The sequence below is a fragment of the Fusibacter ferrireducens genome (genome assembly GCF_015352425.1).
GTDB classification, from domain to species: Bacteria; Bacillota; Clostridia; order Peptostreptococcales; family Acidaminobacteraceae; genus Fusibacter_A; species Fusibacter_A ferrireducens.
Genome location: NZ_JADKNH010000004.1, coordinates 234,356 through 258,226, shown reverse-complemented (window position 1 = coordinate 258,226; position 23,871 = coordinate 234,356). Strand labels below are relative to the sequence as shown.

Annotated in this window: 20 protein-coding genes and 1 other annotated feature; of the genes, 9 read left to right on the top strand and 11 right to left on the bottom strand. The window is 38.7% G+C overall.

Annotated elements, in window-relative coordinates:
* Positions 1-13 precede the first annotated feature (13 nt).
* The 6 genes from fabF to ISU02_RS08120 all read left to right on the top strand — a co-directional run bounded on the left by fabF (position 14) and on the right by ISU02_RS08120 (position 6,933).
* Positions 14-1,252, top strand: coding sequence for a beta-ketoacyl-ACP synthase II (gene fabF, locus ISU02_RS08145; RefSeq protein WP_194701316.1), 1,239 nt, complete (start codon positions 14-16; stop codon positions 1,250-1,252).
* A 33-nt stretch (positions 1,253-1,285) separates the two neighbouring features.
* Positions 1,286-1,720 carry a 3-hydroxyacyl-ACP dehydratase FabZ gene (gene fabZ / locus ISU02_RS08140; protein WP_194701315.1) on the top strand — a complete coding sequence of 145 codons (435 nt, stop codon included), beginning with the start codon at positions 1,286-1,288 and terminating at the stop codon, positions 1,718-1,720.
* A gap of 190 nt (positions 1,721-1,910) precedes the next feature.
* The gene (gene proB, locus ISU02_RS08135; protein ID WP_194701314.1) at positions 1,911-2,708 is read left to right on the top strand and encodes a glutamate 5-kinase; all 798 of its coding nucleotides are present in this window, start codon (positions 1,911-1,913) and stop codon (positions 2,706-2,708) included.
* 23 nt (positions 2,709-2,731) lie between these two features.
* Entirely contained in the window at positions 2,732-4,012 is a 1,281-nt protein-coding gene (locus ISU02_RS08130) for a glutamate-5-semialdehyde dehydrogenase (protein WP_323985028.1), read from the top strand.
* Between the two features lie 119 nt (positions 4,013-4,131).
* Entirely contained in the window at positions 4,132-4,590 is a 459-nt protein-coding gene (locus ISU02_RS08125; protein ID WP_194701313.1) for a MarR family winged helix-turn-helix transcriptional regulator, read from the top strand.
* A 156-nt stretch (positions 4,591-4,746) separates the two neighbouring features.
* Positions 4,747-6,933: a M3 family oligoendopeptidase gene (locus tag ISU02_RS08120; protein WP_194701312.1), complete on the top strand. Its 2,187-nt coding sequence runs from the start codon at positions 4,747-4,749 to the stop codon at positions 6,931-6,933.
* A gap of 434 nt (positions 6,934-7,367) precedes the next feature.
* On the opposite strand, the gene ISU02_RS08115 is transcribed toward ISU02_RS08120, so the two are convergent.
* Positions 7,368-8,144 carry an alpha/beta fold hydrolase gene (locus ISU02_RS08115; RefSeq protein ID WP_194701311.1) on the bottom strand — a complete coding sequence of 259 codons (777 nt, stop codon included), beginning with the start codon at positions 8,142-8,144 and terminating at the stop codon, positions 7,368-7,370.
* A 96-nt stretch (positions 8,145-8,240) separates the two neighbouring features.
* Between ISU02_RS08115 and ISU02_RS08110 the strand changes: the two genes are divergently transcribed.
* The 3 genes from ISU02_RS08110 to ISU02_RS08100 all read left to right on the top strand — a co-directional run bounded on the left by ISU02_RS08110 (position 8,241) and on the right by ISU02_RS08100 (position 11,869).
* Positions 8,241-9,164, top strand: a complete 924-nt coding sequence (locus ISU02_RS08110; protein ID WP_194701310.1) for a helix-turn-helix transcriptional regulator — start codon at positions 8,241-8,243, stop codon at positions 9,162-9,164.
* 209 nt (positions 9,165-9,373) lie between these two features.
* Entirely contained in the window at positions 9,374-9,730 is a 357-nt protein-coding gene (locus ISU02_RS08105) for an ArsR/SmtB family transcription factor (RefSeq protein WP_194701309.1), read from the top strand.
* 12 nt (positions 9,731-9,742) lie between these two features.
* Entirely contained in the window at positions 9,743-11,869 is a 2,127-nt protein-coding gene (locus ISU02_RS08100) for a heavy metal translocating P-type ATPase (protein ID WP_194701308.1), read from the top strand.
* Positions 11,870-12,023: 154 nt separating this feature from the next.
* Here ISU02_RS08100 and ISU02_RS08095 read toward each other — a convergent pair whose 3' ends face one another.
* The 10 genes from ISU02_RS08095 to ISU02_RS08050 all read right to left on the bottom strand — a co-directional run bounded on the left by ISU02_RS08095 (position 12,024) and on the right by ISU02_RS08050 (position 23,785).
* Positions 12,024-12,704 carry a hypothetical protein gene (locus ISU02_RS08095; RefSeq protein ID WP_194701307.1) on the bottom strand — a complete coding sequence of 227 codons (681 nt, stop codon included), beginning with the start codon at positions 12,702-12,704 and terminating at the stop codon, positions 12,024-12,026.
* Positions 12,705-12,872: 168 nt separating this feature from the next.
* Positions 12,873-14,267, bottom strand: a complete 1,395-nt coding sequence (locus ISU02_RS08090; protein ID WP_194701306.1) for a DUF4179 domain-containing protein — start codon at positions 14,265-14,267, stop codon at positions 12,873-12,875.
* Entirely contained in the window at positions 14,264-14,734 is a 471-nt protein-coding gene (locus tag ISU02_RS08085) for a sigma-70 family RNA polymerase sigma factor (protein ID WP_194701305.1), read from the bottom strand. The genes ISU02_RS08090 and ISU02_RS08085 overlap by 4 nt, the downstream gene beginning before the upstream one ends.
* A gap of 248 nt (positions 14,735-14,982) precedes the next feature.
* A complete protein-coding gene (locus tag ISU02_RS08080; RefSeq protein ID WP_194701304.1) occupies positions 14,983-15,390 on the bottom strand; it encodes a DUF2000 domain-containing protein in 408 nt (135 codons plus the stop codon).
* 180 nt (positions 15,391-15,570) lie between these two features.
* Positions 15,571-17,235, bottom strand: a complete 1,665-nt coding sequence (gene ilvB / locus ISU02_RS08075; protein WP_194701303.1) for a biosynthetic-type acetolactate synthase large subunit — start codon at positions 17,233-17,235, stop codon at positions 15,571-15,573.
* Positions 17,236-17,293: 58 nt separating this feature from the next.
* Entirely contained in the window at positions 17,294-19,027 is a 1,734-nt protein-coding gene (ilvD, locus tag ISU02_RS08070; protein WP_194701302.1) for a dihydroxy-acid dehydratase, read from the bottom strand.
* Between the two features lie 58 nt (positions 19,028-19,085).
* Positions 19,086-20,075 (bottom strand): ketol-acid reductoisomerase, encoded by a 990-nt coding sequence (gene ilvC / locus ISU02_RS08065; protein WP_194701301.1) that lies wholly within the window; start codon positions 20,073-20,075, stop codon positions 19,086-19,088.
* Positions 20,075-20,317 carry an ACT domain-containing protein gene (locus tag ISU02_RS08060; protein ID WP_194701300.1) on the bottom strand — a complete coding sequence of 81 codons (243 nt, stop codon included), beginning with the start codon at positions 20,315-20,317 and terminating at the stop codon, positions 20,075-20,077. The genes ilvC and ISU02_RS08060 overlap by 1 nt, the downstream gene beginning before the upstream one ends.
* 83 nt (positions 20,318-20,400) lie before the next feature.
* Positions 20,401-20,700 (bottom strand) — a binding site (T-box leader).
* A gap of 217 nt (positions 20,701-20,917) precedes the next feature.
* The gene (locus tag ISU02_RS08055; protein ID WP_194701299.1) at positions 20,918-22,348 is read right to left on the bottom strand and encodes an amidohydrolase; all 1,431 of its coding nucleotides are present in this window, start codon (positions 22,346-22,348) and stop codon (positions 20,918-20,920) included.
* Positions 22,349-22,468: 120 nt separating this feature from the next.
* Positions 22,469-23,785 (bottom strand): amidohydrolase, encoded by a 1,317-nt coding sequence (locus tag ISU02_RS08050; RefSeq protein ID WP_194701298.1) that lies wholly within the window; start codon positions 23,783-23,785, stop codon positions 22,469-22,471.
* Between the last annotated feature and the right edge of the window lie 86 nt (positions 23,786-23,871).

Genomic DNA, 23,871 nt, shown 5'->3' with positions numbered 1-23,871 from the left:
GAGGAATTTTATTATGAGCAATAGAGTTGTTGTAACTGGAATGGGTGTTGTATCTCCTATAGGATCTGGGAAAGATGAATTTCTAAAAAATATTAAAGCGGGCAAATGTGGCATCAGCTTAATCGAATCCTTTGATACAGAAAATTTCAAAGTAAAATGTGCTGGCGAAATTAAAGATTTTGTTGTGACAGACTATATTAACAAAAAAGATGCAAAGCGTATGGACCGTTTTACACACTTTGCCATTGCAGCTTCAAAACTTGCAGTGGAGGATTCTAATTTAACCATAAACGACGATAATGCACAAGCAGTTGGTGTTTATTTAGGATCTGGCATTGGTGGCCTGATCACCATTGAAGAGAACAGTGAAAAACTCTTCCACAAAGGTGCTGAGAGGATGTCTCCTTTCTTCATTCCAATGTCTATCTCCAATATGGCAGCTGGAAATGTATCCATTGCACTTGGTGTTAAAGGCTCTTGCCTCACTTACAACACAGCATGTGCTTCAAGTGCAAGTGCCATTGGCGAAGCCTTTAAAGACCTAAGATGTGGTTACCATGACGTCATCATTGCTGGCGGTTCTGAAGCTTCTATTTCAGCACTTGGCATTGGTGGTTTCCAAGCCATGACTGCACTGAATGAATCACACGATCCCATGAGAGCCTCTATTCCCTTTGACAAAGACAGAAGTGGTTTCGTCATGTCAGAAGGTGCTGCAATGCTCGTTCTTGAAACGCTTGAACATGCTCAAAAAAGAGGTGCAACCATCTACGCTGAGATCGTAGGTTATGGTTCAACAAGCGACTCTCATCATATCACGACACCTGCTCCAGGTGGTGAAGGTGGCGCAAGGGCTATCAAAATGGCTTTAAAAGATGCTGGGATCGCACCAGAAGAAGTTGGCTACATCAATGCTCATGGTACGAGCACCCCTTACAATGATATCTTTGAAACTGCAGCCATTAAAACTGCATTTGGCGATTATGCCTATAAAGTACCTGTATCTTCTACTAAATCTATGACAGGTCACTTGCTTGGTGCTGCCGGTGCAATTGAGTCCATCGTTTGCATCAATTCGATCATGGACAGTTTTGTGCCCCCTACGATCAATTTCACTGAAGCAGATGAACTCTGTGATCTCGATTACGTTCCAAATGTGGGTAGAAATCAAGAAGTAAATTATGCACTTACAAACTCATTGGGATTTGGTGGACATAATGCCACTTTAATCTTTGGAAAGTTTAAGGGCTAAACACGCCTATACGGTTGATATAAGGAGACTTTAATGGAAACCCTATTGAATAGCAATCAGATACAAGAAATTATTCCTCATCGCTATCCTTTTCTTCTGGTGGATAAAATCGTCGCACTTGAAGAAGGCGTAAGCGCTATGGGCATTAAAAACGTCACAGCAAATGAATATTTTTTCCAAGGCCATTTTCCTCAGGAGCATGTCATGCCTGGCGTGCTCATAGTAGAAGCGCTAGCACAAGTTGGTGCAGTGGTTCTCTTGAAAAAAGAAGAAAACTTAGGTAAAATTGCTTACTTTGCAGGAATTAACAATTGTAAGTTCAGGAGAAAAGTCATCCCTGGCGATACTTTGTACCTTGAAATAGAAATCATAAAATCTAGAGCCAATTTTGGTGTGGGCAAGGCCGTGGCAAAAGTTGACGGTAAAGTTGCCTGTCAAGCTGAACTCTCATTTATGATTGGGGCATAGTTGGGAAAATTATCTTTCAGACTAACCTTGCTGACATAAAAAGTTCCCCTTTGTGGGAACTTTTTTCAGCTTATACCGTTTTTTTGGAGCGTTTTTTGAGCGTACGGGTTTACTAAAGATCATTTTTTTGATATAATGCGTCGATACATTTGTTACATTTTCGAAATTTTCTTAACTTTAAGGGGGCATTATGCGTCAAGAAATTATTACTCAAAACAAACTGGTGATCAAAATTGGATCTTCATCAATCACTCATGAAAATGGATTGATTGATCTTTGGAAGATGGAGTCCTTGGTCAGACAAATTGCCAATATTCATAACAGTGGCAAAAAAATCATCGTTGTCTCTTCTGGTGCTATACCCGCTGGCATGGGCAAAATGCATTTGAGTGAACGCCCCAAAACGATCCCTGAGAAACAAGCTGCTGCCGCTGTTGGTCAAAGTACACTTATGCACATGTACGAAAAATTTTTCTCTGAATACAGCATCACAGTTGCTCAGGTACTCTTAACTAAAGAAGATATGTATGAAGAAACGCGTAGAGAACACTGTACTAACGCGCTGAATACTTTAACCGAACGCAATATCATACCCATCATCAATGAAAATGATGTGGTTGCCATAGATGAAATAAAAGTCGGCGATAACGATACCCTTTCAGCAGAAGTTTGTAAAATGATTTCTTTTGAATGTCTCATTATCTTATCGGATATCAACGGTGTATATGATAAAGATCCAAGACAAAATGCCAACGCAATTCAAATATCTGAGATAAACAATGTCAAAGAACTTGACTCAATTGATGCAGGCGATTCTAATTCCTCAGTGGGTACTGGAGGGATGATTACGAAATTCAATGCGGCAAGATTGCTTGCGCCTTCAAAAATTAACATGCTCATCGTGAACAGTCAGGTCGATCATATTCTAGATCGGTCGCTGGACGGCGAAGACCTGGGGACATTTTTCCACTTTAGCAACTCATATTAAGTAGACTATACTGGAGGCTCATTATGATAAAAGATTACAAAAAAATGTTGGAACAGATGGGATTTGAAGCAAAGGAAGCTGCTATAAGGCTTAGAACGCTCAGTTCAGCAGATAAAAACAGATTGCTACAAGCTATAGGCAAACAACTTCTGGCTTTTGAATCCAAAATTCTTGCTGCCAATGAACTTGATATGAAAAATGCCAAGCAAGCAGGCACCTCAGATGCTATGCTCGATCGCCTTAAATTGGATTCTAAAAGGATTCAAGATATGATTAAGGGCATCGAACAAACTGTTGCTTTAAAAGATCCAGTGGGATCTCTCGATAAGATGTGGCTTAATGATGCAGGCCTCAATATAGGGGCTAAACGCGTGCCTCTGGGGGTCATAGGTATTATTTACGAATCTAGGCCAAATGTTACTGTGGATGCCGCAGCGCTTTGTTTAAAAACGGGCAATGCAGTCATCTTAAAAGGCGGCAAAGAAGCTGTCAATACGAACATTGTCTTGATTGAAGCCATTCAAGAAGCACTAAAGTTTAGATCACTTCCCGTTTCATGTGTTCAGCTTATTCCAAGCTCTGATCGAGAACTGATCAAATTATTTTTAGGGCTTAAATTTTTGGATTGCGTCATTCCAAGAGGGGGCGCAGGACTCATTCAATTTGTTCTTGAAAATGCTAAAGTTCCTGTGATTGAAACGGGCACTGGCAATTGTCATATTTTTGTTGATCATCAATATCCTGTTGATAATGCAAGAGATATTATCATCAACGCAAAAGTTCAAAAGCCAGGTGCTTGCAATGCTGTTGAAACCGTGTTGCTTCACGAAAAGAATTTGGAATCTCACCTGATTCCAATTATTGAATCGCTCCGTCTTGAGAATGTTAAACTAGCAGTTTGCGAAAAATGTTATGACCATCTCAGCAATTTGAACAAATTAGGAGATGATATCAGCTTGGCAACAGAGTCGGATTGGGAAACAGAGTATTTAGATTATAAACTTGCCATAAAAGCCGTTTCCAATATCAAAGAAGCCATTGAGCACATCGAAATATTTAGCACTCATCATTCAGAGGCGATTCTCACTGAAAATTATGCCAACTCTGAGTATTTTCTAAACCATGTGGACTCTGCTGCTGTTTATGTAAATGCTTCCACGCGTTTTACCGATGGCAATCAATTTGGATTTGGTGCTGAAATAGGCATTAGTACTCAAAAATTACATGCTAGGGGCCCTATGGGACTTGAAGCCTTGACAACAATAAAATATATTATTTATGGGCAAGGACAAATTCGGGATTAATTCTATTATATGGAAATGTCGTTTTCTTTGTTATTGTCTAATCAAATTATAAATATTTAATAAACACTACTTGCAATTAAGGCTTTAAAAATTTATAATCTATTATAAGGAGTGATTTTATGAATGATAACAAGATTAACAGCATACTTAAACAAGTCATTATTTTCAATGATATCTACGAAGAAGTTATCCACTCTAGCTTTAAGAAAAATAAACATCAAGATGTTAGTAAGCTAGAATTTAAAATGCTTCAAACCGTATATAGACACAAAAAGCTAATGATTTCAGAAGTTTCTGAATTGCTTGATATTTCTCTACCTAACTGCAGTAGATATATTAAGACAGCAATTAATGAAGGCTACTTTACAAAAGAGATTGATGCCTTGGATAAAAGAATCTATTATATTTCTTTAAGTGAAAAGGGAAAAGCGATTGTTGAAACGACTTTGGACCGTTTCTCAAACGAAATGTTCCAACAATTAGAAGTCTTAGATACAAGTGATTTAGACAGACTAGATGAGTCTTTTGCAAACCTTAACTCCGCATTATCAGATACCTTACTTAACAAGAACAACTAATGTTAATCATGTGTTCGTCATTATGTTAAGACCGCTTAACAACAAAAAACCTCTAATGATTTTTAACATCATTAAGAGGTTTTTTAAAATTCAATTTAAAATTTAAAATATAAACGATGAAAGACACCACCATCACAAATCCAACTGGAGGCCTCTATGTCAATTGACCTATCCAAAAGTATTAGAAAATCAATAGGACTCACACTTATCTTACTACTTATTTTGAATACATGCTCTTTTGCTACAGAACATCCCACTCAGTGGCATCTTGAAAAGATATTTGCTGATACAACTGAATTTAACGCCAATGCAGAAAATCTCAACAGAGAACTTATTCCAAAACTCATGAATTTTAAAGGTCAGCTCTCTGATCCAAAACAGTTAGAAGCGTGTTTAACGCTATACCTTGAAGCCTCCATCCTAAGTGATAAGCTCTATGTTTATGCCTCTATGCTCCAAGATACAAATACGGCAAATTCAGATTATCAAGAATATGTTTCCACAGCGATGGATGCTTATGCGAATTTGGAAGAAGCTGCGGCTTTTATTAACCCTGAGCTTATGACATACACGGATGATGAACTCATTCATTTATCAAAAAAACGACAATTTCAACCTTTTGAAAGCTTTTTCCTGTCCCTTGTTGACGAAAGAGCACATGTGCTTACTGAAGAGGCGGAAAACGTCTTAGCTTATGCCACTGAATTTTCTGAAATGCCTAAGAAGATCTACGATCAGCTCACCACATCCGACGTTCACTATGATGATTTTTTAGATCCACTTGGGGATACGCGTCGTTTTGATTTTGATATCGATACCATTTACTTTTATAGCAATCAACTTGACGATCGGGTTAAGGCAAACGATGCTTATGCCAAACCTTATAGTCAACACGCCAACACGATTGCAAGCATTTATATCGCAGAGGTTCAAAAAAACATATTTCTCGCCAAATCACGCGGCTATGATTCTGTGCTTGAATATGCCACTTCCGGCATCATAGAACCTGATCAGTATAGAAATCTCATTGAGACAACACGTGCAAACGCTCAGTTAATTCAACAGTTTAATCACATAAAACAAAAATCCCTTGGTTATGAAGAGTTCCACAGCTCAGATTTTCATCTGCCCTATGCGAGTTCTTATTATCAGGAAATTTCTTATGAAGACAGTATTCGTTCGGTCATAGATGCACTTGCACCACTTGGAGATCAGTATACTGCGAAGCTTAATTTATTTTTAGAAAGCGGCAACATCGACGTCTATCCCGATGAGTTTAAAACCAATTCGCAATATACTTGGGGCGCTTACGATGCTCCTGTATATATATTACTCAATTACAGTGATGATTTTATAAGCGAATCCACCTTGGCTCATGAGCTCGGACATGCCATGCATCAGATGTACACCATAGAAAACCAAAATTATTTTGATACAAACGTGGGTTCTTTTCCATCAGAAGCCACGTCCACTTTAAATGAATTATTATTGCTTGAATCTTTAAAGAACAAAGCCGATGACGATGAGCTCAAACTCTTTTATTTAGAAAAAGAAATTGAACTCTATTATGAAACCTTCTTCATGCAAACGATCCTAGCCGATTTCGAAATGCGTGTTTATGATGAAGCTGAAAAGGGCAATCCCCTCTCTCTAGATCGTTTAAATACGCTCTGGCTTGAAACTTCAGAAGACTATTACGGCAATAGCGTTATCTTAGATGATGCCTATCAGTATCAATGGATGCAAATTCCACACATGTACCAAACTTTCTATGTCTATTCATATGCCATGAGCCTCGCCGCATCCACTGCCATTAAAGATCATTTAATCACCGAAGGGGATGCTTATCAAAAAAAATATTTGGATTTTTTGAAAAGTGGCAGCTCGCTGTCTCCAGTGACACAAATGGCAAATCTTGAAATAGATTTGGACAGCACAAAATTTTATTCGACGCTCTTTACACATTTTGAGGGATTGCTCGGTGAAATGGATCAAACGCTTGAATCCCTTAAATACTATGACAAGCATCCTGCTCTAGATTATCTATATAGTCCAAGTGAAATTAAAATGGCTTACAAAGAATACTACGCCACTCAAAAGGCCAATGCTGATTCTGAGGCAAGTGATGATCCAAGCGATTTAGATGCAGGTGCTTCTGAAGACTTTGACGACGATTTCTATGTAGCACTGGGAATAAGCATTATCATTTCTATCATCATCCTCTTCCTGTACTCGATTTTTATTACAGTGCTCTACGTGTCAAAGTCTAAAAGATTAAAACGCCTAGAGCACGAACTATTACATTCACCAAGACGATATGAATCTTTTGATGATCGCTATTAAAAGCTGTTCAATCTAAATAGAGACAAGTATCACTGCATACTAAACCTCAATTCTGCATTTTTAGAATTGAGGTTTTTTATTTAAACAACAAGATTTGAGCCGAAAGCCGTGAAGAGGGATATTCAACCTCAAACAGCGTCAGCGAAAATCGGTTTGAGGCATCGAAAGATGACTCAAATGTTGTTGTACAACAAGATTTGAGCCGAAAGCCGTGAAGAGGGATGTTCAACCTCAAACAGCGTCAGCGAAAATCGGTTTGAGGCATCGAAAGATGACTCAAATGTTGTTATCAACATTAGTATTCGTCCAGCTTAGAGACAGGAATGTTCAACCTGCTCTAAGCGGTTAGACGAGGACGTGTCCGAAAAAAAAAAGTTTTGACGGACAATGATTAAATAGTTAGAGTATCAAAATCCAGTTTAGAGTGCGAGTCCCTATTCGTTTAAAAAACAATTTACATGCTCAAGAAATTCATTTGGCACTTCCATATTGATACCATGTGAAATATGCTCAAACATAACTACCTTTGTATTTTCACGCTTTTCCCCTATTTCAATGACGTGCTCATCCGAAACAACCCACGAATTTTGTCCATGAACCAACAACATTGGACAGCTACTGGAAAGCAATACATCCCAGTGGTCTCCATTTATACTTTCATGTATTTCTGCCATATGTTCCTTGTCAAATCTGAATCCCCAGCCCGCTTCATCATTGAACGCACTTTCCATAAAGTAACTAGGCTCTTTAATCCCAAACTTTTTAAGACTATCACTTAACATAAGCAGAGAGGAAGTCCGATGCGTTATTTGAGATGCAAATGATGCATCGCCCTTTACAATTGCGCCAATATCTTCTACAACTAGCTTACTTATATTTGAACGTTCTGCTGCTGCATAGTAAGCAATAATGCCCCCTAGAGAATGTCCAATGACCATTACGGGATTCTCTTTACTAACCTTATCTAAAAAACTTAGAAAATCGCTCAGTAAATGTTCACAAGTGTATTGTCCAGTTGCGGCATGCTGACTAAAGCCATGCCCTCTTTGATCCAAACTAAGTACATGGTATTTTTTTAGTTCAAGGAAATTTGAATAATACCTTGCATTTCCAAACAAACCATGTAGACAGAGTATCATTGGCTTTCCTATTTCTTCGTTATCAAGATAGGATAGCTTTAATCCGTTAGATTCAAAATATTTTCTTTTCATGTGTATGCCTCCTTGGGGATTGATGTTTATGATAACTTGTAGTATTATCATATCATTATAAGGTGTCAGAACTTGATACCGTTGGAGGTATAAATTATGAAAAAAAGCGAACGCCTAAATAGCATGTTGCGCTATCTGTCCGATAAAAAGCACTTTAATCTTTCAGATCTCATGACTCAATACAGCATTTCAAAAAGTACTGCACTTCGAGATATTGATTCTTTAGAAGAAATCGGTTTATCTTTTTACAGCGAATCTGGCCGCTATGGTAAATACGTCTTACTGAATAATAAGGTATTACCCGCAATTCATTTTACCGATGATGAGTTATTTATTCTGTACTTATCGCTTATGACTGTTAAAAACTATAAATCACTTCCCTTTAATATAGAATTTTCAAGAATACAACAAAAGTTTTTAGATAATGTCTCAACCTTATCTCAGAATAGACTTCACGAATTAGAGCGTATTATTCGTTTTGAAAACATAAGTCAGCCCTACGAAAGTCATCATCTTAGCGATATCATTCAAAGTATATTAGCCAATAATGTTGTCACCATTTTATATCGAAGTAAATCCTATACAATTCAATTTTATAAAGTTTCATCCAGCTTTAATCAGTGGTATGCAACAGGTTATGATCATTTGTCAAAATCCATTAAAGTCTTTCGCTGCGATAAAATAGAGACATTAGAAGTTGCAACACACCTAACACCAATTAATCAGGACATTCTCAAGCAAAAAAGCTCAAACCATTATTCAAAGCAACATGAATTTAAAATTGAAATTGCGCCTAATTTGGTTGATGTCTATTATAAAGAAAATTATCCCACGATTAAACTGTGCACTGAAAACGACCAAGTCTTTTTAAAGGGTCATTATGATGATCATGAAATCCGATTTATCACAGCCTATTTGTCTAAATTCTCCGAAGGTATTTTAAGCATTCATCCAGAACAGTTGAGATTTGATCTTATCCTATACTTAAAAAAGCAACTGAAACAGCTTGAACAGCTTTGAATCCAATTTTTTAATTCATCATTGCCCACTAAAAGGTTTTCTAGATTGAAGCTTCGTAGAAAACCTTTTAGCTCAATTTTTTTTATTTATAATGACAAATCCTATTGATTTTTTTTTAAAATTAAGTTAAACTACATATGAGCAGTTGTTCATACGTTCAATTGTTCATGTGTTCTCTATTAGATCACGAAAGGATAAAAGGTATACCTATGACTGAACAAAAAATTTGTAAATGTTCTTTAGTATTGGATGAAGCAATCCGCGACGGCATAAACATCGTACTTGAAAACGATATGGCCAGTTCCGTAGCTGATATCTTCAAAGTGTTTGGAGATCCTACTCGTATAAAAATTTTGTATCTCCTGATCACATCTGAACTTTGTGTTCAAGCCATATCCAGTTCTCTGGATATGACACAATCTGCCATTTCACACCAACTACGTGTATTGAAACAGGCAGGACTTGTTAAAAATAGAAAAGAAGGAAAGGTTGTTTATTACTCATTAGATGATGATCATGTTCTGACCATACTCACGCAAGGCATTGATCACGTTATTCACAAGTAGGTAGGTGAACCCATGACAAGAGTAGATTTATATTTAGATGGCCTTGGCTGTGCCAATTGCGCCGCAAAAATTGAGACCAAAACAAAAGGTATTCACGGTCTTAGTAAAGTTAATTTGGATTTTTCTCAATCGAAGTTGACATTTGAATACGATGAAAAGCATATCTCAAAACAAGATTCTTCTTTGAAAATAAAAGAAATCGAAAAAATCGTCACGGATCTTGAACCCGATGTCAAGGTCGTTTTAAAATCGGATTTGGATTCTAAAGTAACTGCTGATGCACATAAATCACACACAATTAAGGAACTCATTCGATTAGGCATAAGCTTAGCGCTTTTCTTCAGTTCCTTTGCGGCGCCAGAATTCGAACTCAAATTGGGCTTGCTCGGTGTTGCATATATCATTTCTGGGCATCGCGTCTTATTCAAATCATTTAAAAATATCTTAAAAGGGCGCGTGTTTGATGAAAACTTCCTTATGTCCATTGCAACTTTTGGTGCAATTGGTATTGGCGAGTATCCAGAAGCCGTTGCCGTTATGATTTTTTATGAAATTGGAGAGTTTTTCGAAGATTTAGCTGTTAATCACTCCAGAGATGCCATCAAATCGCTCATCAACATCAGACCGGATAAGGCCATACTTGTGGGAGAACATTCACAAAGAGAAGTCTCACCTGAAGAAGTTAAAATCAATGACGTCATTTTAGTTAAACCCGGTATGAGAATTCCACTTGATGGTACCATCATTGAAGGTCGTACCATGATTGATACCTCTGCACTAACAGGTGAATCGCTGCCAATGAGTTATGGCATCAATGACAGTGTACTCAGCGGAACGGTTGTTATCAATGCCGTAATCAAAATAAAAGTAACTAAGGTCTACAAGGATTCTACAGTTGCTAGAATACTCGACTTAGTTGAAAACGCAAGTGGTCAAAAGGCAAAAACAGAACACTTCATCACAAAATTTGCCCGAGTTTATACGCCTATTGTAGTTGGGATTGCAGCATTTATTGCCATAGTGCCACCTCTAGTGATCTCAGGCGCTCATTTTCACGAATGGCTTTATAAGAGTTTGATCTTTCTTGTAATTTCATGTCCATGTGCCTTGGTGTTATCTGTACCACTTGGTTTCTTCAGCGGTATTGGTACGGCTTCCAAAAACGGTATTCTTGTCAAAGGCAGTAACTATCTTGAAGCTTTAAGTCAAATTGACACCGTTGTATTTGATAAAACGGGCACACTCACCAAAGGTCGCTTTGAAGTAAGCAATATTGTATTGGCTAAAGACGCCTCTAATAAAGATCTTATTGAAAGCGCTTATTTATGCGAAAGAAATTCAACACATCCTATAGCAAAATCCATTATTGAGTATATCTCAAAACTTGAAAATGTGTCTGAATTTGAGACCATAACAGGTGACGCTGTGGAAGAAATCAGCGGTAAGGGCGTTAAAGTTGAATATGCCGACAATGTCTATCTCGCTGGTAATGCATCTATTGCCAAGCTATATGACCTCAGTGTTCCAGAGCTTGAGATGAGCGGGACAATCGTATATATCTTTAAAAACAAACAATATCTAGGTGCCATTGTCCTTGGCGATATGTTGAAACCTGACAGCCAAAAGACCATTGATGCCTTGAACAAAATGAATCATGAAGTTTGGATGCTCACAGGGGATCGCGAGTTACAGGCAAACGAAATCGCCAAGACACTCTCTATTAAGAATTACAGAAGCGCCCTTTTACCAGAAGATAAATTCAAACAAGTTCAAGATTTAAAAGATAAAGGTAAGAAAATTGCATTCTTGGGCGACGGTATCAACGATGCTCCAGTATTAACGCTTGCAGACGTGGGCATCTCCATGGGCTCTATCGGTAGTGATGCTGCCATAGAAGCTTCTGATATTGTTTTTATGACAGATGAACCTTCAAAACTTGTCACAGCGATCTCAATTTCAAAATTTACTAAGCGTATTGTCTCACAAAACATTATCTTCGCACTTGGCATCAAAATCCTAATTATGATTCTAGGCGTCATTGGTTTTGGTACAATGTGGCTTGCAATATTCGGTGATGTAGGGGTTGCTTTACTGGCAGTACTCAATTCATCACGTGTTTTAAGATTTAAACATCAATGAGTAAAAAATATTCAATAAAGGCCTGAAACCATTTAATAAAGCCACGGGGTTGAGCTCGCTTTCGAGGAAAGTTAAGTTCAAATCCGTGGCTTTTCTTAATTCGCGTTTTTTTAATTGTGATGATTAATAATTTATGTTTTGCATAGGCTGTTTTTTACAAACTATTCTTTTGTACAATATTTTTTGCTCCAATAATGCATTCTGGTGAACATGCCTTTAAGAGCTTCTCTAGCCGATCCAGTGTCCTTTGAAGCTCTTCCTCCAATGGATTTGTTTCATACAGCCCGTAAATGATAAATAGGGCATCTTGCGTGCTTTCGGTGATGCGTGTCCTGTAGTCAGGACCTCTTAAGACACTTGAAATGACAGCTTCTGTATCTCTAATGTAAAAATCATTTATACCTATCTTTTGATTACGTTTACTGATGCCAACATATTCAATTTCTGTATCTTGTGGTCCTCTATCTAACGTCAGTGGCATTTGGATAGCATTCATATCATGACCAGCCATCAAAAGCATGCTCTCTAATTCAGTAAGGAGCAGAATTTTCAAAAGCGGTATATCCTCTTCTAATTGTTTCTCGCCCTTGAGAAAAGACTCCAATTGCCCTAGAACGGGATAACTGTATCCGTATCGTTTATAATATTCTGCATATTCATCTATAGGTGATTTCTTCTTTAATTGCTTTCGACTCAACATCCCATAATCTTGGTTGATCTTCGCAATGGTCTGATGGACTAAAAGATTAAATTCATCCTGATCTGCCCTAGCCTTAAAATTTTTTACGCTTAATACGCCAATCTGTACCTGTTCGCTTTTTACATTTATCTGCACGTTCTTGCCCCTTTCTCATCTCAGTAGAATCCTCTTATTCGCTATAGAGTCCTCCTCTAATCTGATTATATAAAATATATTGGTATTGTAAAGATCCAGTAAAAAGGCATTTTTAGGATACCAGTTTTTTTATTGTAGAGTAAACGCGTATCAAGTCATTTAAAGCACCTATTGGACATTCAATTCAACTGGCTTATCGGTTGACCATTCGTGAGAATAAGCAGGTACTAACCAGACTTCATCATAAGGATAATTTTTTAATGATATTTCACACTCAAAATAGTTTTGATCTGCTTCTGGCTCTTCCATAGCTCCACTTGTAATCCAACTGTGAATTTCATGCTCATTGCCATCAGGATCATAATAATTACTCATAAAAATTTGATGGAAAGATGGTCTTTCTTCCATATGTTTATGATGTTCTTTAGCCAACACTATAATCGTCCAATTATTATCTTTTCGAGTAATTTTAGAAATTTCAGTGCCCTCTGGCATTCTATCCACTTGCCCACTTATTAAATCAAGATGAGTGGTTTCCATATCCTTATCCAACCACTCCGCACCACTTATGACAATTTTAAAGCGATCCGCTTTATAGAAATAAGGGCTGTCTGCACGATAAGATACCATCATCGGCGAATCTATAGAGCCTACGGCGGTAATGCCGTTTGTGATTTTATCAAAAGTCAGTCCATCACCCGTTTCAACAAAAAAATCTAATCGCTTTAACCAAGCTGTGTTCTCTGAGACATCGGCCACATTCAATCTCAAATGTGTTGGGTAGACTTCCATATTGGTCAGTTTAATCTGTTGATCACCCAATGTTACAATCTGATTGATTTCAATTTCTTTTTTGGGTGCTGTAAAGGTTGGATCAAAGGTCAAAAGAAACTCAAAATGTGCAACATACTCTACTTCATGCTCAGACTCATAATCAGACTCATAGTCATCCTCTATTGTATCCACTTCAGATGCTGTCATTTGAGAGTCTTCACTGCCAATTATATCTAGTTTCAATAACAACTGATCGGGTACGTCACTATTAAAAAAATCAATGGTAATACTCCCTAATGGATCCTCCTGAGCATCATAGCCCCCAAATGCAAAGCTGCAATTGGCATGCGTTTTTCCGTCAGGTTGATACACCTCTGGTTTTATATTCATATGAGCATATAAGTCAGATTCCAAATTGAAGAATACATTGACTTGCTTTTGATCGACGATTAAATATTCAATCCGAGCTGTTACACCATTATCGGTTTGCTGTAGTGCCACAGGCTGAACATATTCATTTCTTACAGCTTCCGTTAAAGATCTTGAAAAGGTCACCGCTTCAGCAAGATCTTTTAATATAGGTACTCTAGAAAAGGCATAAGCCACTGGCGAGTAAAAATTCACTAGCATAATAAAACAAGCAAATACAGATACTAGGCCTACTGCAGGACGAAAAAGCCATTTCCGACGAAACCTTTTCGCTTTAGCCCTTGTCAACGTATACTCCAAAGCGGGAACCGGTATCTCCAATTCTTGAATCAACCGTTTGTATTCTTCATTTCGATTCACACAACTTCCTCCTCTCCAAGTTCAATCCTCAGCAATGCCAGAGCTCTTCTTTGACGCGTCGCAGCAGTTCCCAGAGGTATTTGGAGCGCATTTGCCGTATCCTTAAGTGTATAACCAGAAAAGTAGCGCAAGATGACAACTTCTTTTAACGCTTTGGGTAAGCAACCAACTGCCTCTTTCAAAGGAAGAGCATCAAAATCTTCAACAGCGGATTCAGGTAGTTCTGCCATAGGGCTACAACGTTTGAGCCTTTTACGCTCATTATGACATTCATTGATAAGTATACGCGTGATCCAAGTATCAAAATATTCTGGTTGGCGCAGTTTTTTATACCCTCTCAGCGCTTTATATACAGTTTCATCCAAAATATCAATTGCAGCAGACTCGTTTCCAATATAGAGCAAAGCGGTCTTATACAGTTTCATTCTGATTTGTTCGATGTGTTTTGCAAACTCCTCTGAATCCAACAGCGTTCACTCCTTTCAAAAAAAACTCCAGATTCATCTATCGTTAAAATGTCAAAATTCAGCTTCACACAAACCTCTATTTGTACTATATCATTTGCTTTACGTGAAAGACATAGTTCAGATTTAGAATTTGATTCAACTCTAGCATTTGGACACTCCAACCATCTATTAGACTCTGGAGAAAAGCATTTTTATTGCTTTTTAAAAATTTTTTTCAGTTAATCCCTTTATAGTTTCATATTATATTATTATCTCATCATTTTTATATTGCCAGTTAATTTATTGACCATTTTTTTTGGTCCATAAATGCATAATCCCAAAAATCCCACATCAGCGTATTTTGTACGCGCAAGTTTCATCTCATAATCTTCATAGGAGAGCGATTTTTGAGCTACATCCACAAAAGCATACACTTTTAATTCTGGATTTTGATTCTCCAACAAGACATCATATTTGGCCTTGATCTCATCACCCTTCAGCGCTAATATTGGAATAGGCACATTGGTAATACCTTCATAAATATGACCTTCTTGGTCTACCACACTTTTCCCAGTGAGTCCTTCTACTGCACTTGCCAAGCTTATACCAAGTGCCGCCGCTGTATTCATCTGAATACCCAGTGGCAATTCTAAATCAATTATCATTACACATTTCATATGCATCACCTCAGAATAATCATATCGCAAAATGAATGTTGATTCTTGTATATAATTGACTCTAAAACAATGTATCATGATGCTATGTAAAAGAGAAAAGAACTCACTGTCCTGAATGAGTTCTTTTCTCTTACTTATTGGAGTTTAAACCTATAGCTAAGCTATAGAGATTTAATAATGTTATCGTGTCAAATACTGGTCAATGGATTTTCCAGGCGGCACAATTGGATATACATCTTCATTCTTGTTGATTTTACATTCTATAAACATCGCTTTTCCACTTTTCTTAAAGCGTTCCACACTCTGTTTGAGTTCGAAAATGGACCTTGCCTTAATACTCTCTATGCCATAAGCACTGGCAAGTTTACAATAATCCATATGCGTTGAAAGCGTTGTTTCTGCATATCTGCCCGCTTGAAACAATTTTTGCCATTGCCGAACCATACCCAGCACGCTGTTATTGAATAAAATGATTAGCATAGGGATGTTGTAATCCATCACTGTGGCAAGTTCGTTATTATTCATTCTAAAGCTGCCATCCCCAGTAATCAATACCACATGTTTATCAGGATTCCCCATTTTAGCACCAATGGCAGCACCAAGGCCAAAACCCATTGTGCCAAGGCCACCTGAGGTAATAAATTGCCGTTGATTTTGAAATTTAAAGTACTGAGCCGTCCACATCTGATGCTGGCCCACATCGGTGGCGATAATACTGGTGCCTCCAAGACTCTCATGAACAGTTTCAATCACATCTTTAGGGGGCAAGCCCTCGCCCATGGTTTCTGAAATCTGTTGTTCAACACAGTAAACTTTAATTTCTTTAAGCCACGGTCCACGATGCCTTTCTTCAACATTTTGATTAAAATGCTCTAAAATCACATTTAAATCGCCACAAATATCCACATCAGCATCAATATTCTTACTGAATTCAGTAAGATCAAAGTCCACGTGAATGACTTTAGCATGTTCTGCGAAATCCTTGGGATTCCCGATAACACGGTCACTAAATCTTGCGCCGATAGCAATAATCAAGTCCGATTTTGTAATGGCCATATTGGCTTCTGGGTAACCATGCATGCCCACCATGCCAAGAGAAAGTTCGTGTGTTCTCGGAAAAGTGCCCAAACTCATCAGTGTATTTACCACAGGGATTTCTTTATCTACACAAAACCGTCTAAGTCCTTCATGTGCCTCAGCAATTCGGATACCGCCACCTGCATAGACAATTGGCCTTTCCGATTGATTGATCAGTGCACATGCGTATTGAACTTTTTCCAGATCAATTTTGGGTTGACTCATCTCATATTCATAATCCGGATACCTTGGAAATTCTACTTCTTTGATAAACAAATCTTTAGGAATATCTATTAAAACTGGACCCGGTCTACCGCTCGTTGCTATCTTAATCGCTTTTCTAATAATTTTTTCAAGGTCTTCAATTTTTCTCACAAGAACAGAGTACTTGGTAATCGACATGCACATCCCTGTGATATCAATCTCCTGAAATGAATCTTTACCTAACAATGCTGTTGGCACTTGACCTGAAATCACTAAGAGTGGCGATGAATCAAGATAAGCGGTTGCTATACCTGTTACCGTATTGGTAACACCCGGTCCGGAAGTAGCAAAGCAGACACCCAATTTACCTGTAGAACGCGCATAGCCATCTGCAGCATGCACTGCACCTTGCTCATGTGAAGTTCTAATATGGGTAAAGCGGTCATATTGTGCGCCAAGTTCGTGATATAGAGGAATCACAGCGCCACCTGGGTATCCAAAAATTGTGTCAATGCCACTTTCATATAATAAATCTAGTAATATCTGAGCGCCATTTTTCAGCATATACCCCTGCTCCTTTATCTATTAGATGTCCATATTTTTATAAACTTCTGTCAAACTTCTATTTTTTACTAATCGCACCTTCATCTGCAGATGTTACAGACTGACGGTAACGTGTTAAATACCCTTTTACTGGCTTTTCAAAGATTTGGTGTGTTGATCGTCTCAATTCGAGCTCGTCTTCTGAAACCTGTAAATTCAAAACCCCCTCTGGGATGTTGATTTCAATGAGATCGCCCTCTTTAACCAATCCAATGACGCCGCCTTCATAAGCTTCGGGGGAGACATGTCCAATAGCCGCACCTCTTGTACCACCAGAAAATCTACCATCTGTTATAAGCGATACCGCTTCATCTAAGCCCATCCCTGATAGTGCAGAGGTCGGTGTCAACATTTCACGCATACCTGGGCCACCTTTAGGGCCTTCATAGCGTATAACCACCACATCACCTGGCACAATTTGTCTGTTTAAAATCGCTTCTGTTGCAGCTTCTTCAGATTCAAACACGCGTGCCTTGCCAATATTTTTTAGCATTTTCTCCGAAACTGCTGATTTTTTCACCACAGCTCCATTTGGCGCTAATGTGCCCTTTAGAACCTTTAAACCACCTGTCGGGCTATAAGGTGTCTCTATGGATGCAATAATCCCCTTTGATTTTCGTTGAGCAGATTTCAGTTTTTGACTTAAAAACACACCTTCTGAAACAGTTTTAACGTCAAGGTCCAAAAGATCTGCCTTAGAAAGTTCTTTCATAACGGCATCTATACCGCCGTCTTCATGTAAATCTTGAATATGCCAAGGTCCTGCTGGGCTCAATTTACAAAGATTTGGCGTCTTTTCACATACCGCATCAAAGTCCGAAAGTCCAATAGGCAATTCCAGTTCGTTGGCAATTGCAGTTAAGTGCAAAATCGTATTTGTGGAACATCCCAATGCCATATCCACAGTAAGTGCATTTTTAAGTGCTTGAGCCGTTACAATGTCTCTAGGTTTTAAATCCATCTCGATCAGCTCAACAATGCGTTCTCCTGTGTCCTTAGCCAGTCTAACACGATCTTGATAAACCGCTGGAATCGTACCGTTACCGGATAATGCAAGCCCCAAAACCTCTGTAATACAATTCATTGAGTTGGCAGTGAACATGCCCGAACACGATCCACATGTTGGACAAGCCGAGTCCTCAATTTCTTCAAGTACATTCAAATCGATCTTCGTATTTTGATAAGCCCCTACAGCTTCAAATGCAGTGGTCAAGTCAATAGCAGTATTCACAGCACCTTTTCTAATTTCATTTAAAGTGTCCATAGAACCTGAGAACTTCCCTGCAAGCATTGGGCCACCACTGACAAAGATAGAAGGTCTATCAATGCGCGCTGCCGCCATGAGCATCCCCGGTACAGTCTTATCACAGTTCGGCACAAAGACAATGCCATCAAAGGCATGCGCCTTCACCATGATCTCAATACTATCTGCAATCAATTCCCTTGAAGCAAGTGAATACTTCATGCCCTCATGATTCATGGCAATGCCATCACAAACTGCTATGGCAGGGATTTCAAAAGGCAGTCCACCTGCCATTAGAATGCCCTTCTTAACGGCATCTACCACACGCTTAAGCTCAACATGTCCCGGTACAATTTCATTGTACGAATTCACCACGGCAACAAAAGGTTTTTTCATATCACTGTTTGAAAGTCCAAGTGCTTTTAAAAGAGAACGGTGTGGCGTTTTTTCCACACCGTTCACAATATTGGCACTCGTGTATTTGTCTGATTTATAATCGAATTTTTTCATTAATCTCCCTCACAAATCTTAAATCACTATTGGAGAATATGCCTATAGAACCTCTAAATTATTCTTCAATCCAAGACATCATGCCTCTTAATCTCTTACCCACTTCAACAATTGGATGCTCGAGTTCAAGCGCTTTAACTCTGTTGAACATTGGTCTATTCAATTGATTTTCAAGCAAGAATTCTTGTGCAAATTTTCCCGTTTGAATTTCAGAAAGCACTTTTTTCATTTCTGCTTTAGTTTCATCTGTTATAATTCTCTTACCTGTTGCATAATCGCCATACTCTGCTGTATCGCTAACAGAATATCTCATCTTCTCAAATCCGCCTTCATAAAGTAAATCTACAATAAGTTTGATCTCATGAAGACACTCAAAATATGCGATTTCTGGTTGATAACCCGCTTCAGTCAAAGTCTCAAAACCTGCTTTGATCAATGAAGTTAAGCCACCACAGAGAACAACTTGCTCACCAAATAAGTCTGTTTCTGTTTCTTCTTGGAATGTTGTTTCGATGACACCTGCTCTTGTACCACCAATTGCATTGGCATACTCGAGCGCTAAATCACGTGCAGTGCCAGTGTAATCTTGATGAACAGCAAATAAGTTAGGCACGCCTTTACCCTCTTGGTAAACTCTTCTCACCAAATGTCCTGGGCCCTTAGGTGCTACCATAAACACATCGACATTTTTAGGTGGATGAATTTGAGTGAAGTGAATGTTGAAACCATGTGCAAACGCCAACGCTTTACCTTCTGTTAAGTATGGTTTAATTTCTGCTTCATATACCATTCTTTGTTTTTCATCTGGAAGCAAAATCATAATGACATCTGATTTTTTAACGGCTTCTGCCACTGTAAATACTTCAAGACCACCAGCCTCAGCTTTTGCCTTAGATGGGCTACCTTCATATAAACCAACACATACATCTACGCCTGAATCTTTCATGTTGAGCGCATGTGCATGTCCTTGTGAACCGAATCCAATTACCGCCACTTTTTTGCCTTCTAAGTGTTTTGTTGTCACATCCTCTTTGTAGTAAACTTTCATTAGTTCTCTCCTCCATCAATTGTAATATTTTGAATATCTATAATTTTTTCAAGCTGATATTTAGCATATTCAGCATTGAGTTTTTCCTTTTCTCTTAAGGTTATGCATATGTCTGCACGTTCCTCATCAAAGCAGTTCATGTTGACACCCACTACATCAAACTCTTTTCTCCTCAATGTTGCCACTACCTTAATCAGTGAATGTACCCCGTAATCAGTACTTGCATAAATCTTTCTTAGCATAATCCTCACTCCTCCCAAAATTGTCTGCGACCAGCGTCTTTTTCGTATAAAAAAGTCCCTATAAACAATCTCATATGATTGTCTATAGGGACGAATTATTATCCGCGGTACCACCCAATTTCAGCTTAAAAAAACTGCTCTCATCAAGTCGATCTCACCCTTTTACGATCTTCACACATCAGATCCATATTTACTCATCTCATGCACGTCGTAAAAAAATTCAATGAACTCCAGTCTATTAACGGTGACAGCCGGAATCATCTACATTATCGAATCATCAATTCAGGAGTGATTTTCATCCCAACACTGCTACCACACTTGCACCCTCTGTGGCTCGCTTTGAACAGTTTCCTTTAGGAATCGTTCTCCATCACTATCTTTAACTTTTTTTTAGTTGATATTGAAATTGATTATAAACATTTTTAGGGATTATGTCAACACCCAAATAGATTTTTTTCTGATAATTCTAATTTATTAACATACCGTCGAAATCAATATCACATCATGTCCGCGAATCAAAGACACTTGCGCCTTTTTTTCAAAAAGTTCTGTTTTTTGAACATATCCAGCGCTTCTCTTTCACCACAATGAGATTGATTTTCAAGGCATTTTTGGATAAACACCACTTGGAATAGGACAAATGTATGGATTGCCAGATAGCTTTTCTCGATGTTCTTCCTGAGCGCGTTCAATATAGGCCGGATGTTCTAGCAATTCAATAACTGTAAGTGCCAATGTCTCAGCTGCTGCCATTAAACCTGCATGAGCAGTGGAGGTACGACCTTGCGACACCATTTGCCAAGTATGCATGGAGGTTCCAATTGCAGCACTTGCTATATAAAACTGCGCTGTTGGAACGATCCAGCTCACATCGCCAACATCAGTCGATCCATAGAGCCTTTTCTGCCTTGCACTATAGGGCAAAGCAACATCGGCCAGAACCTTTTGTCTATAGGCTTTTTTAAATTCAGAGGTGGTTTCACCCATAATGCCTTCAGCCATGACAATGTCATTTTCAATCTCCTCAGTTTTAAAAGTTCCTCGAATGCGTTCTGCTCTTTTATAGTCTTCATCTCCAAATTTAGGCACTTGCATTTGCTCTGCGATAATCTGTCCCAATGTGTCATTGGGCATATAGTTTGAACAAGCCTTATCAAATGTTATTTCAACCTGAGTCCCTGTCATTAGAGCAGCACCCTTAGCAATATCACATACGCGCTCATACAGCGCATTTACTTCTGCTATTTTAGGTGATCTAATCAAATAGAGCACTTCCGATTCAGCTTGTACAACATTAGGCGACCGACCACCTGTATCCGTAATTGCATAATGCACTCGAGCCTCAGGCGGCATATGTTCTCTTAAAAAATTAGTACCTACATTCATAAGTTCCACTGCATCTAGCGCACTTCGTCCGAGATGTGGCGTCGCTGCCGCATGAGCGCTAACGCCCTTAAACTTGAAATAAGCCTGACAATTTGCCAAGGTTTCTGAACCAAACACGGCATTATGCGTCATAGGATGCCAAGTCAACGCCACATCCAGTTCATCAAAAACGCCTTCTCTCGCCATAAAAGTCTTGCCAGAACCACCTTCTTCACCAGGGCAACCCAAGACCACAATTTTTCCTGAGAGTTCATGCGTTTCCATGTAAGATTTCAGTGCAATTGCAGCTGCAATAACAGCACTTCCAAGTATCTGATGACCACAACCATGCCCATTATCCGTTGTGCTTATCTTCTCCTGATTTATTGTATCTGCACATTGGCTCAGACCAGAAAGTGCATCGAATTCTGCCAACAACCCAATCTGTGGTTTTCCAGAACCATATGTTGCTCTAAAAGCGGTTTCCAAGTAATCTACTGGCTTTTCCAATATGAAACCATTGGCCTCAAGCATTTTCATCAAAAGCGATGCCGATTTCACTTCTTTGAACCTAATCTCAGCAAAATCCCATATCCTATTTTGAAGTTCAATAAATTCATCAGCCCTTGATTCAATAAAATGAGATACCCATTCTCTTTTGTCCATGTTATCTCCCTTCCAATTCATCCAAAATACCAGTGACAATTTTCGCTGACGTCCTTTCCAACTGGTTTCTGAGAGGAAGCCTTTAGCCTCAAATTCTGTTATTGTACAATAATCTGTCGCTTACAATAAACTTAAGACAATACCTGTAAAGAGCTTTATAGATTCTACTAAAGCGTCTTCTTTAAAGTCAAAGTTTGAAGTATGGTGCCCAATGCCACCGGTACCATCAGGCGATGCCCCCACCATAAAAAAGGCTGCTTTGCCGCCCTGCGCTTGAACAGCTGACATCATGTAAGTAAAATCCTCACTGCCACCTGCATGATCGTCAGATGCCACAATTTCATCGAACACATTCAAACGTTTCGCAACAGAGCCAATGATATCAATCAATTGTTCATCTGATTTTCCGCCAACAGCTTCCCCGACAACTTCTATTTCTGTTTCCACTTGATGCATTAATCCCGCATGTTTGATCACTTGATAAGCATAATCCTTGACATAGGCGTTAATAGCCGTATTGGCACCACGTGTTTCAATCTTTAGTCTTGCCTCATCTGGAATAACATTTCGATCTGTGCCCGCTACGATTGTGCCCACATTAATTCGAGTTTCACCTGCGCTATGTCTTGGAATTGCATGTAAATTGAGCACTGCACTGCAAGCAGCCAAAATGGCATGATTGCCTTCATTAGGTGTAGCGCCTGCATGCGCTGCTTTGCCTTTAAATCTAACATCCATTTTAGCGGTGGCCATAAACCCATTGGCACCACAAATAAGCTTTCCAAAGGGTTCATTCGCCATGATATGGCAAGCTAAAACATAATCAACCCCTTGAAGCACGCCCGCTTCAACCATTGACTTTGCACCTCTAACACCTTCTTCAGCGGGTTGAAATATCAGCTTTATGGACCCCTTATTTAACTGATGTCTTACCTTGGCTATGCTCTCTGCCACGCCAAGGCCTATGGCTGTATGTCCATCATGCCCACAACCATGCATTTGACCCTTTATTTGACTTACAAAGCCCTTGTCTACAGGGCCACGTCCTGTGGATAAAGATTCTTCCAGACCAATGGCATCCATATCAAATCGAAGTGCAATTGTCGGTCCTTCTCCAAATTTCATTTCGCCCACGACACCTGTAAATCCATCTTTAAAGGGTTGAAGTTCTGCCTCAGAATAGCCAAGCGCCAAGGTTTCAGCATAATGTTGATCTAAAATATATTGATTTGGAACACCCATACGCGCCTTCGAACTGATCACAACATCACCCTTAGAAACTTTAAATCCCAGAGATTCTAGTTCGCGAGCTACCAACGCTGCTGTTTTGATCTCAGTCCATCCAACTTCTGGATATTGATGAATAAGCCTTCTATTTTCTATAATTTTATCTTTTGATTTTTCAATTTCCTTAATCATACTGTCATGTAATTGCATAAAACCTCTCTTATTGTCATCCAATCTATTTGTACGGTAATTTGTTGTTCACCAGCAATTAATCTCTGGTGAACAACAAAAGATAA